General features: G+C 69.3%; 8 protein-coding genes. 3 read left to right on the top strand and 5 right to left on the bottom strand.

The window, feature by feature from the left end; translation table 11 throughout:
• Window positions 1-653 (bottom strand): methyltransferase domain-containing protein (locus VNE62_02850; GenBank protein ID HVE91227.1); only part of this gene is annotated, 653 nt, incomplete at its 3' end.
• A 123-nt stretch (window positions 654-776) separates the two neighbouring features.
• On the opposite strand from VNE62_02850, the gene VNE62_02845 reads away from it, so the two are divergent.
• Window positions 777-2,294: a peptide ligase PGM1-related protein gene (locus tag VNE62_02845; GenBank protein ID HVE91226.1), complete on the top strand. Its 1,518-nt coding sequence runs from the start codon at window positions 777-779 to the stop codon at window positions 2,292-2,294.
• Between the two features lie 23 nt (window positions 2,295-2,317).
• Window positions 2,318-2,800, top strand: coding sequence for a peptide-methionine (S)-S-oxide reductase MsrA (gene msrA / locus VNE62_02840; protein HVE91225.1), 483 nt, complete (start codon window positions 2,318-2,320; stop codon window positions 2,798-2,800).
• Window positions 2,801-2,827: 27 nt separating this feature from the next.
• Here msrA and VNE62_02835 read toward each other — a convergent pair whose 3' ends face one another.
• The 3 genes from VNE62_02835 to VNE62_02825 all read right to left on the bottom strand — a co-directional run bounded on the left by VNE62_02835 (window position 2,828) and on the right by VNE62_02825 (window position 9,644).
• Window positions 2,828-5,680, bottom strand: a complete 2,853-nt coding sequence (locus tag VNE62_02835; protein ID HVE91224.1) for a UPF0182 family protein — start codon at window positions 5,678-5,680, stop codon at window positions 2,828-2,830.
• A 79-nt stretch (window positions 5,681-5,759) separates the two neighbouring features.
• Window positions 5,760-8,612: an ATP-binding protein gene (locus VNE62_02830; GenBank protein ID HVE91223.1), complete on the bottom strand. Its 2,853-nt coding sequence runs from the start codon at window positions 8,610-8,612 to the stop codon at window positions 5,760-5,762.
• A complete protein-coding gene (locus VNE62_02825; GenBank protein HVE91222.1) occupies window positions 8,613-9,644 on the bottom strand; it encodes a S16 family serine protease in 1,032 nt (343 codons plus the stop codon).
• 82 nt (window positions 9,645-9,726) lie between these two features.
• Between VNE62_02825 and VNE62_02820 the strand changes: the two genes are divergently transcribed.
• Complete coding sequence (locus VNE62_02820; protein ID HVE91221.1) at window positions 9,727-10,347, top strand: hypothetical protein; 621 nt, start codon at window positions 9,727-9,729, stop codon at window positions 10,345-10,347.
• A gap of 10 nt (window positions 10,348-10,357) precedes the next feature.
• Here VNE62_02820 and VNE62_02815 read toward each other — a convergent pair whose 3' ends face one another.
• A complete protein-coding gene (locus tag VNE62_02815) occupies window positions 10,358-11,602 on the bottom strand; it encodes a S8 family serine peptidase (GenBank protein HVE91220.1) in 1,245 nt (414 codons plus the stop codon).

Genomic DNA, 11,602 nt, shown 5'->3' with positions numbered 1-11,602 from the left:
CTTAGCCGGGACACAAACCGCGCCTGCGCCTCCTCGGCCACGAAACCCCACGCCGACTGCCCGCCTCGCACCTCAGGATCAAGGAGCCGTTCGGGCCGTGCGTAGAAAGCCTCGGTGAAGCCGTCGACGCAGTCAGCGGGGATGGGCACGACGGAGACATCGGACTCGCCGCCCAGAACAGCAAGGATGCGGCCGATCGCCGGGTACCGGTGCCGCTCGGCCTCGATCAACTCGGGCGAGTACTCGGCCAGCCAGAAACGGTCGAGCGCCTCCGGGTCGAACGTCAGAATGGCGACATTCCCGCGCGTGACGCGACGCATCTCCCGCAGGCCGGCCTCGACGTCGCCCCACTGGTGAACGGTGACCAAGGCCATAGACGCGTCGACGGACCGGTCGTCCAGCGGCAGGGTTTCCGCGACACCACGGATTGCGGGCGCGAGGTGCGGCGGACGCTGAGCCCGCATGGCGGCCGAGGGTTCGATCGACAGCACGTACCGGTCGGCCGGCTCATAGGAACCTGCGCCGGCGCCGACGTTGAGTACGGTCCGCGCGCCGTCCAGCGCCTGGTGGACCAGTGCCGCGATGCGCGGGTCGGTGCGCCTGTGCGTGGAGTAGTCCCGGCCGTGTCTGTCGTAGTCGAAGTCACCAGCCACGCGTCCGCCACTCCCCTTGCCTCACGTCCTGACCCCCGGGTCGCCCATCATGGACTCCTTTCCACGGGCATGGTCAAGTGTCCACGGTTGTGAGGGACGTGCACCTGAAACGGGAGGCGCTGAGTGCGCATTGACGGGGAAAGCCACGAGCACGCCGACACCGGGGACGGCAGCGACGCCGCCTTCTCCGAGGTCCAGGCGAAGCTCGGCGCCGCCTGGAGCCTCAACAAGCCGGGGGTGGAGACCAACCACGTCCTGATCGTGCTCCCCTCCTACAGCATCGGGGAGTCGCTTCTGTCGCACTACGCCGATCGAATCGCCTCGCTGGAGCACCGGTTCCTCGTCGCCTTTTTGATGCTCGACCGGATCCCCGGGTGCGAGATGGTCTTTCTGACGTCCGAGGCCCCCAGCGACGAGGTGATCGACTACTACTGCTCGCTGGTTCCGCCGGACAGGCGCCAGGACGTCCGCAGGCGCTTCCGGGTGATGGTCGTGCCGGACTCCTCGGCCCAAGCCGTCGCGACCAAGCTCCTGCGCCGCAAGGACCTGATGGAGGAGCTGCGGGGGTGGGTCGGGGGACGTCCGGCTCTCATCGAGCCGTGGAACGTGACGGGCGACGAGGTCTGCGTGGCGACGCAGCTCGGGGTGCCGATCAACGGCACCGATCCCGCCCTGTGGCCGCTGGGGTACAAGAGCGCCGGACGCAAGCTGTTCGCCGCCGCCGGGGTCCCGGCCCCCTTCGGATGCGAGGACGTGCGCACGGTGGACGATGTCGTCGCCGCGGTGACCTCCCTCAGGGCTTCCCGTCCCCAGGCGTCCGGAGTGGTCATCAAGCACGACAACAGCGGAGCGGGTGACGGCAACGTGGTGCTGCGGTTCCGCGGTGAAGACGAGTCGGGCCTCCGGGAGACGGTGGAGGCTCTTCCCGACTGGTACCTGAGGGACCTCCGGCTGGGTTCGGTCGTCGAGGAGCTGGTGACCGGAGAGGCCTTCGCCAGCCCGAGCGTCCAGGTGGACATCTCTCCGTTTGGGGAGGTCTCGGTGCTGTCCACTCACGAGCAGCTCCTCGGTGGCGAGGACGGCCAGGTGTACATGGGCTGCCGGTTCCCCGCCGACCCCGGATACGCCGCGGAGATAGCCGCTCATGGTGCGGCGCTGGGACGCGAGCTCGCCGGCAGAGGCGCGATCGGACGCCTGAGCGTCGACTTCGCGGCAGCCCGCGACGCCGGTGGGCGCTGGAGCGTGTACGCACTCGAGATCAACCTGCGCAAGGGAGGCACGACCCACCCGTACGCGGTCCTGCGCAACCTCGTCACCGGGCGCTACGACACCGGGTCCGGATGCTGGATGGCGCCGGACGGCACGCCGCGCTTCTACGTGTCGACCGACAACCTCGTGGATGACGCGTGGCTGGACCTCCCCGCCACGGACGTGATCGAGGCCGTCTCACGGGCGGACCTGTCCTACAACCACGGAAGCGGGACGGGCGTGGTGCTCCACATGTTCACCGGGCTTCAGATCGACGGCCGGGTCGGACTCACGGCGATCGGATGCTCGAGAGACCACGCGGACGACCTACGCGAGGCTTCGAGAGCCGCCATCGACGCGTGCGCAGCGAGCTCCACGGCCCGAGGGTCGTGAGAGACTGGTCGTCAGGCGACGACATGGAGGCCACTTTGGAGAAGGCGACATTCGGTGCGGGTTGCTTTTGGGGGGTCGAGGCGGAGTTCCGCAACGTGGAGGGCGTCATCGACACCGCCGTGGGGTACGCCGGCGGGGCCACCCAGAACCCGACCTACCAGGAGGTCTGCACGGACCGCACAGGCCACGCCGAGGTCGTCGAGGTGCAGTTCGACCCCCAGAAGGTGTCATACGACGAGCTGCTCGAGACCTTCTGGAAGGTCCACGATCCGACCACGCTCAACCGCCAGGGACCCGACGTCGGCAGCCAGTACCGTTCGGTGATCTTCTTCCACTCCCCCGAGCAGGAAGCTGCCGCGCGGGCATCTGTCCAGCGCGCTCAGGAGCGCTTCCCGAAGCCGGTCGTCACGCACGTCGAGCGGGCCCCCGTGTTCTTCTCCGCGGAGGAGTACCACCAGCGGTACCTGGAGAAGAAGGGGCTGGCGACCTGTAGGATCAGCCGCTGAGGGCTGCGACCCGGGGCTAGTGCGTCGTCAGCCGTCGCCGCCCTGACGGCGGCTGGCCTCCTCCACGGCCCGGCGCGCCGCTTCGTTCTCGCGCTGGTACGTGGATAGATCGCCTCTCTTGAGGGCCTCGTCGGCGGCGCGGTGGTGGTCGACGGCCTGGCGCAGGAGTCCGGCGACGTCCCCCGAGGGCGCAGGAGGTGGCGAGGGCTGTCCCTCCGGGGGCTGCTCCTGTCCCGGATCTTCCACCGGTGGCGGGGGCGCTCCGGTAATGACCTGGTTCAGCGACTCCTGCAGCGTTTTCCCGAAGCCGACCCGGCCGCCGTAGACGACCACGACACGTTCGAGTTCCGGGATCGCCGCCTTTTCGGCCCTGAGGTACATCGACCGGACGTAGATCAGCGACTCGCCGATCGGAATCACGAACAGGTTGCCTTCAAGCACGTTGGACCCCGACCTGCTCCACAGGCTCTTCTGGGCGGACACGACGTCGTCCTGCTCGATTGCCGCAGCGACGTTGACAGGGGCGTCCACCGGCACGTTGCGCGGGAAAGAAAAGCCCACTATCTCCCCGTACCCGGTGCCGTCGGGACGCGTGTCGGACCTCGCCGCCACCCAGCCGTTCAGGTTGCGTTTGTTCAGCGGTGAGAACGGCACCATGAGCAGGAACTCGGGCTCCTGCTCGCCCGGAAGCGTCATGAGCACGTAGTACGGGTCCATCGGGAACTGGGTGTTGTTGTCGGACCGGGACGGATCCGACGCCACCTGCCATGCGTCATCCCGGGTGTAAAACCGGCCCGGGTCCGTCTCGTGATACAGGCTGTACTGGCTCGCCTGGACCTTGAACAGGTCCTCGGGGTAGCGAAGGTGCGCGCGGATGGAAGCCGGCATCTTGCTGCCCTGCGTGAAAAGGTCCGGGAAGGCCGACTGGTAGGCAGCGATGATCGGATCCCCGGGGTCGATCACATACAGGCGCATCGTGCCGTCGTAGGCGTCGATCACCACCTTGACGGAGTTGCGCATGTAGTTGACCTTGCCGAAGTGTCCCCTTGTCGACGGACGTGACCCCTCCTCGCCGGCGTCCTGCGGGAACAACGGAGCGAGGTCCACGTGCTGCGCGTTGGGGTATCGCGAGGTCTCGGTGTACGCGTCCAGAATCCAGTGAATGCGGTCGTCGGCCGCCACGACGTATGGGTCGCGGTCGAAACGCAGGAACGGCGCCACGGTCTGGGCACGCTCCAGCACGTCGCGGTGCATCATCACCCGCGACTGCGGGGTGATCAGGTCGGAGATCAGCAGGTTCGTGTCGCCGAACCGGGCCGAGAACGCAAGTTTGCGCAGCGGACCTGAAAGGGGGATGCCGCCCTTGCCGCCGTAGGTCGACCGAACGAGCCCCTTGTCGCCCTCGTAGTCGATCTCCCGGTTCTTGGTGCGGACGACCACGTGGCCCTGGAGCTCCTCGCCGAAGTAGATGCCGGCCTGTTTGGGCGTGAGCTGAGGTGGGCCCTGGGGGGGCAGGTCCTGGACCAGAAGCTCCGGAAGCCCATTGGGAGCGGAGTTGGCGGCGGCGCCCACCAGCCCGTATCCGTGGGTGTAGGTCAGGTGGCGGTTCGCCCACGTCTGGGCCCGGGGATCGTTTGAGGGGTCGATCTCCCGAGGCGACACCAGGACCTGCCGCGTCCTGCCGTCGATGGAATAGCGGTCGATGTCGACGTCATGGAACTCGTAGTACTGGCGGAGAGACTGTCGGCTCTGGAACGAAGCAAGAAGCGGGTCGGGGTCCCAGATCCGCAGGTTCTCCACCGTGGCCCGGTTCGAGGCCAGCACCTGCTCGTTGAGACTCTGGTTGGCGGGGAAGTTGCTGAGCGAGATCTTGTCCAGCTCAAAGGCCGCCCGGGTGGCCTTGATGTTGTTGCTGATGAACCTGGCCTCCTTGCGTTCCTCGTCGGGCGACACCGTGAACCTCTGCACGCCCCATGGGATGGCCCTTCCGATGATCACCGCCGAAAGGGCCCACAGGACAATGGCGGCGGCAGGCAGCAGCCACCCGCGGAACCTGACGTTGAGGAAGAAGATGACTGCCGCGACGACGGCGATGACGGCCAGCAGGCGCAACGCGGGCAGCTGCGCGTGGACGTCGGTGTACGACGCACCGTCGACGATGCCGCGGGGCGAGTAGACCAGCTCATACTGCGCCAGGACGTAGCCCCAGGCCTTGAGCAGCGCGACCAGCGCAAGCAGGACGGACAGATGCAGCTTCACCACGGGGCTGACCTGGACGCCGTTGCCGCTCGGCTCGATCGACCCGTTGAACAGATGCGCGACCGCCGAGACCATCAGTGACAACAAAAGGACCCCGAGGGCCAGGGACAGCACCATCCTCTGGAACGGGATGTCGAACACGTAAAACGAGATGTCTTTTCGGAAGATCGCGTCACGCGTTCCAAACGGCTGCGCGTTTCGCCACAGAAGGAACCTCTGCCAGGCCGGGGCCATCGAAAGCCCGATCATCACGGCGATGGCCGCGCTGGCAGCCAGGTGGAACCGGCGGGCGTTCGCTCGGAACAGCGTCCTGTACTGCGCGGTTGCCTGTCTGGGGACCACCGAGTACCTGGGAGCGGCCCTGTACGCCAGCTCCAGGTTTACGAGCACGAACAGTCCGGATGCGATACCCGCGAGCGCGCCCAGTCCGGCTCGCGCCTTGAGGGTCGTCCAGAACACGCTCGTGAAGTCGAGCTCGTCGAACCACAGAAGGTCCGTGTAGAAGCGGACGAGCGAGCCGAAGGAGATGAACAACAAAAAGGCGATGGTCCCGATGAGCGTCCACCGGCGGCGCCCGGCGGGACGGGAGGCTCGCGGGATTTGTTGCCCGATCACGGGCACCTGGCTGGTCGTCGCATCCGCCGTAACGATAGCGGGTCGGCCGGTGCGCGGGCTAGGCGGCTGCCGTTGGCGACCCTGATCACCCGCGTCCCTTGGCCGCCGCGGCGGACTTCGGACGGCGCGACTTGGGGACCACCGGAAGAGAGAAAGAGAAGGTGGATCCCAGACCCGGAACCGATTGGACCCGCAGCTTCGTCCCGTGAGCCTCCACCACCCGGCGCACGAACGGAAGGCCGATACCCATGCCTCCGGCCGCACGGGTGTCCGACGCGTCGCCCTGCGAGAAGTCCTGCATGAGAGACGGAAGCGTGCTTCGCTCGATGCCCGGCCCCCGGTCCGTCACCGACACCTCGATACGCCGGCCGCTCTGTGTCGCCCGCACCACCACGGGACGTCCGGCGACCGCGAACTTGACTGCGTTGTCGATCAACTCGTCCAGCGCGCGCCCGATGAGGGTCTCGTCGGCGTCCACCTCGGGCAGTGACGCGGCAGCCTGCCCGCGAACTCGGCCGGGAGCGCGATCGGACCACCGCTTCACCGCGTCCTTGACGATCTCGGACGGCCGCACGGGGGCCGGGTGCACGCTCATCCTGCCGGCGTCCATCGCTGCGAGGTCCACCAGGATGTTGACGAACCGCTGGATCTTGCGGGCTTCCTCGGCGATCGTGCGCATGTCCGACACCACCCGCTGTCGCGGCAGCGGGTTGCGCTCGTGGATCCTCGCGTAGCCCAGAATCGGGGTCAGAGGCGTGCGCAGCTCGTGGGACACGTTGCGGATGACGGCCGCCTTCGTCCTCTCGGCCTCCACTTCGGGAGTGACGTCGCGCAGCAGGTCCACACCACCGATGAGGGTCCCCTCTGCGTCGCGCAGCGGCGAGCAGGTCACCGACAGGGACAGCCGGCGTCCGTCGCGCGCGCCGAGCTCGACGTCCTCCCGGCCTCCCCCGTGCCGCAGCGGGCACACCGAATCGCACATCGGACGTCCGTCGCGCCCCGACGTCAGATGCCCGTAGACGTCGAAACACTTGCGCCCCACGGCCGCCGACGCCGCTACCCCGGCAATCGCCTCGGCCGCCGGGTTGAACGACAGGATGTTGAAGTCCGCGTCCACGGCCGACAGCCCGTCGCCCATCCCTTCGACGATCGCCTCCGATCGCCGCCGGGTGCTCTGCTCCGCCGAAATGGTGTCCCGAAGTGCCGTCGTCATGTCGCCGAACCTGCGGGCGAGAGTCCCGATCTCGTCTTCGGACCTGACATCGGGCCGCGCCTCGAGATCACCCTCCTCCACCCTTCTCGCCGTATCGGCCAGCCGCAGGACCGGCCGCGCCAGACGGGAGCCCAGCCACAGCCCGATCAGGATCGCCACGAGAGCCGATGCGAGAACGGCGATGAAAAGCGCCCGCGCCACCGCCAGCGTCGTGCCGACCAGCCTCGACTCGGGGGCTGCGAGAAGCAGCGACACGTTGGCCGCTCCTGCTCCCGTGAGCGGGACGGCCCCCACAAGAAAGGTCTGGTCGCGCGACTCCAGCCGGCCACGCCAGACCGCGGCGGGGCCGGACAGGGCCCGGCGGCCCGCCTCGGGCAGCACCACATCGCGCAGCTGTCCGGTGGACGCGATGACCTGGCCCCCGGACCCGATGATCGCGGCGGACAGCCCGGCGGCCGTGCCGCCCGGCGACGTCGATGCGATCAGGTCTTCGGCCCCCACGCGCCGCCCGAGCAGGACCGCCCCCCGGACGTTGGACGGCGTCGGAGCGCCGGGGCCGAAAACCGGGGCCGAAGCGAGCACCAGCACCCGTCCTGGTTCCGTCTCGACCGACGGCAGCGGGACCTCACCCCGGGCCAGCGCGGCCTCTGCCGCCGGCGAACGCGCCGCGAGGTCCTGCTCGTCGCCCTCCACGCCGGCTTCGGCGCCGACGACGCCGCCCGGCTGCAGCAGGATCATCAGGTCGGCGTCCTTGTAGACGCCGGTGAGCAGTCCGGCGAAGGCGCCCGAGATGTCCTCTCCGGGCCGGCGCGTGGCCACAAAGGTCGCGACCGCCACCGCGTCGCCTCGCATCTCCTCGTTTGTGCGGACGAACAGCGTCTGCTCCGTGCGCACCGACTGGGTGATGCGGTCAAGCTGGTCATCCTCCAGGCGCGACGCGACCACCCGCGCCACCGCTCCGACGACCACCACCACCACGACGACCAGCACGAGCGAGAAGGCCGAGACCATCCTGAGCTGTAGCGACCTTCGGGACCTCCGCCACGCCCAGACGCCGATGACGGCGAAGGCCGCCACCCGGATGACGTGGGGAACCAGGTCGCGAGTCAGCGGCTCCGCCCTGGTGCCACCCACCGCCAGCCACAATTCGGAGGCGGCGACCACGAGCCACCCCGTACGCCACAGCTTTCCGTCGTCGAGATGGCCGCCCTTGAATGCCGCCAAGGCCGCGGCGGGCGCGGACAGCAGCGAAAGGCCCACGGCACCAGCGGCTACCGCGGGAACCGGCGACTCGTCGGGTTCGGATCCATCAGTTGCCGGGGGAGCGACCTTTTCGCGTCCACCCCGGCGGGCGATCCGGCCAACGGCACCTACGGCCTCCCCCAGGGCGCGGCGCGAGACGGCGGTGAAACGGGCCCCCGCGGCCTCGCGCGGCGCGACGATGGCACCGGACCTCACCGCCTCGGCGAGCTCCCGCCGCCTCTCCTGATGAAGGCCCAGCGCGATCACGGCCAGTCCGGCCGCGCGGAGCAGGACCACGACCGGGTGGCCCTCCGACTCCACGAGCTGAGCCGCATGGATCACCTGGGAGCCGAGCAGCGCCACGCAGCCGGCGGCGACCATTACCCGCCGCGACTGCACCGCCCACGCCACCACTCCGGCGTAGGCGGCCACACCGAGGAACTCGATCGAGAAGTGGAGCGGCAAAGCGACTGACTGCCGCATCTAGCGACAGCTCCTGGCCTTGGCCGCGGCGGGGTCCTGCAGAACCCGGACGGCCTCGTCCAGCCTGTTCACCGGGACGATCCGGATTCGCTTGGCCCACTTGCAGGCGTCCTCGAACTCATCCTGGGGGACGAGAAACAGCTCGGCCCCCGACTTCTCGGCCGCCGTCACCTTCTGCTTCACCCCACCCACCAGGCCGACCTGCCCGCCACACCCGATCGTCCCCGTTCCGGCGACCGCCCGTCCGCCGGACAGGTCACCGTCCTGCAACAGGTCCGTGATCGACAGCGCGAAGACCAGTCCCGCCGACGGACCGCCTATGTCGCCCTGCTCGATCTCCACCTTGAACGGCAGCTGTATTCGGACCTGTCCCTGAGGCGCCAGCTCCACGCCGAGCACCGCTCGCCGCTCGTTCTCGGGGTCCGGGACGGTCCCGGCCGTGACGTTGATGTCGCGTCCGTCCCGGCGAACCTGGAGCGCCACCGGCTCCCCGGGAGTCGCCTGGGACATCTCAAAGCGCAGCTCCTCCGCCCCGCACACCCTGTGGCCGCCCACGGCCAGGATGAAGTCGCCGCGTCGCAGCACGCCCGTGGCCGGGGACTGCGCAGGGATCCCGCTCACGAGCACGTCGGCCCCCTCCAGGACGACGGGGTAGCCCAGCCGCGTCAGCGCCGCGGCCGAGGCGACGAGCTTTGAGTTCTGGAGGTCCTGCCTGGCGCCGCGGTTGACCTCCTGCGGGTCGACGTCCTCCGGGTAGTACAGCTCGCTCGGCGGGAGATCGACCAAAGGGTCCAGCCATCCCTTGATTGCCATGGCCAGGCTGGGCGGGTACACGAGGTGCACGGTCGTCAGGAGCAGCTTGCCGGGGGTCCGGTACTCCTGGGCGCCCGAGATGCGCACCAGCTCCTTGACCTCGACGGCACTTCCCGGTCCTATCCAGACCCGGGGCACGGACATGTTCAGAAGCGCCAGCACGGCAGTCAGCACCGGGACGATCAGGACGAGCTTGGGGACGCGGTCGTGAGGGGGCACGGTCGGTTGCTTATCACCTGCCTTCCGCAGCCTAGAATGAAGCAACTCCCACGGCTTTGTGTCTCACGAGGCGGAAGGACCCGTGCCCGACCAGGATCCCCAGCACCCCGCTGCGGAAGGCGCCGATCCCGGTGCGACCGCTCGGCTTCAGTCGCCTGCCCGGCAGGACCCGCTTCCTCACATGCGTCCGTCGCCCCCCGAAGACGCCGCCGCGCCCGCGCGAGCCATCGTCTCGCCGCCACCGACCACGGCCACCACGGCGGACCACTTCGCCTTTGCGGATCCCAGCGGGCCGGTGACACACCGGCAGGAAGGCGTTGCCAGTCCGCCGCCGGGCACCGACGGTGGCCAACCGCCGCCGCCGGTCGCTTCACCGCGTGGAATGCACGTGGGGTGGGTCCGGCTGGAACGGCGCCCCGAGGAAGAACCGCCACCAGCCCGACAAGCCTCGCCCGCGTCACCTGTGGCGGATCCCGCCACCGCCGCGGCGGTGGCCGTTCCTCCGGACTTCCCGGCCGTCACCCAGCCGGCGCCTCCTCGCCCTCACCTCAGGGAGACGCCTCCGCGGGTGCCCCGAATCGGCCGCGGAAACGACCGGCCTGCGGCTCTCGGCAGGCTGGCGGCCGTCGTCGTGACTTTGGGCCTGGCGTGGGCAATCGCGCTCTCCCTGATGATCTGGGCGATAGTCCTGCTCGTCGGCTGAGGCCGCGGCGTCAGAAGTCCCAGGGGATCTCGGTCGGCCGGCTGCTCCTACGCCTCCGGAAAGCGACGAGCGCGGGCAACGCCAGCGCCACAACGGCCGCAGCCAGGGTCAGCGGCAATACCGACCGCTTGCTGCTGCGGGCCGGGGCCACCGAGCCCGCCCTGGCAGCCGGCGTGGGTGTTGCGATTTCGGGCTGAAGCCGCTCGAACCTGCCCCGGACGGAATCGGGCAGGCCGCCGGCGCCGGCCACCGGCGCCGCTCCCGCTCCCGCCGGGGACAGCCCCAGCGCCCGGGACACGTTCAGCAGGCCGAAACCGAAGTCCGGATCCTGTCCGGGCGGCCCGAGGTCGTCGGTATGGCGCAGGATCGCGTCCACGGCCTGTTCATTGGTGAGCCCGGCGGACAGCAGCAGCGCGGCCGCTCCGGACACATGGGGGGCCGCGACCGACGTCCCCGACCCCACGGCGTAAAGGTCGTGGGCGTCAGGCTCGTCGCGGTCCCAGAACGCGCTGAGGATCTTCTCCCCGGGGGCGACGAGGTTGACGCCCTTGTTCGAAAAGGCGGCGTGCTGCTGCCGATCGTCGATCGCGCCCACGGACAGGACGTTCGGCCCCTCTGCCGGATACTTGCTGAACGGAAGCGACTCGTTTCCCGCCGCCGCCACTACCACCGCTCCGGCCCGCCAGGCGTCCCGGATCGCATTGCGGGTGTCAAGCGCCGCGATCCCGCCGCCCTGCTTGAGGTCGGTGAGGCTGAGGTTGACGACCAGCTTCACGCCCGTCGTTCTGGCTCGCAGCACCGAAAACCGTATGGCGGACGCCACATCGGATTCGATCCCGCGTCCGTTTGCGTCAAGCACGCGCAGCGGCAGGATCATCGCCGCGGGGGCCACCCCCGCGATCCCCAGTCCGTTGTCGGCTGTCGCCGCGGCGACGCCCGCCACGTGGGTGCCGTGACCATTGGCATCCTGCGCGTCGTCGTCGTCATCGATGTAGTCGTGACCCGGGACGATCCTTTCGCGCAGGTCCTCGTGCCTGAGGTCCACTCCGGTGTCTATGACCGCGATCAGTACCCCGGCCCCCCGCGCGCGGGACAGCGCCGCGCGGGCCTGGACCATCTGAAGCCCGTACTGCTTGTCGATGTAGGGGTCACCGGCGGAGACCGCGGGACCCGCCGGTGCCGCCAGCGCCGCGACCGCTGCGCAGGCGGCGGCTTTTGCTCGCGTGCGGACTTGCGGCCCGGTGCGCGACCGCAC

This window comes from Actinomycetota bacterium (genome assembly GCA_035536535.1).
Classification (GTDB): domain Bacteria; phylum Actinomycetota; class JAICYB01; order JAICYB01; family JAICYB01; genus DATLNZ01.
The sequence above is the reverse complement of the archived record's forward strand: the minus strand, read 5'-3'. Positions and strand labels throughout refer to the sequence as shown.

Bases quoted from the DNA above. Each gene is read 5' to 3' on its own strand.
- VNE62_02830 (HVE91223.1), bottom strand. From the start codon at position 8,612: ATGCGGCAGTCAGTCGCTTTGCCGCTCCACTTCTCGATCGAGTTCCTC.
- msrA (HVE91225.1), top strand. From the start codon at position 2,318: ATGGAGGCCACTTTGGAGAAGGCGACATTCGGTGCGGGTTGCTTTTGG.